General features: G+C 38.8%; 1 protein-coding gene. It reads right to left on the bottom strand.

From position 1 onward, the window contains the following. Positions 1–206 (bottom strand): hypothetical protein (locus E1176_RS19905; protein WP_185152429.1); only part of this gene is annotated, 206 nt, incomplete at both ends.

Below are 206 nucleotides of genomic sequence, written 5' to 3' on the forward strand. Positions count from 1 at the left end.
TCTGATCTGGTAGAATCAATCACATTACCGGTTTGATCAGTCAAATACACCATGGCATTTGCTTTGGGCGTTCCATCGGCAAACAAATCTCCTGAAATTGAGACATCAGCTACTTCCATGAGATCACTGTTTACATCTTTTTGAGTAAGCTGTCTATATCTAAAATATTGACTGTCATCCTGTGTATTGAGTTCTTCCAACACCTT

The sequence above is a fragment of the Fulvivirga aurantia genome (assembly GCF_009711475.1).
Taxonomy (GTDB): domain Bacteria; phylum Bacteroidota; class Bacteroidia; order Cytophagales; family Cyclobacteriaceae; genus Fulvivirga; species Fulvivirga aurantia.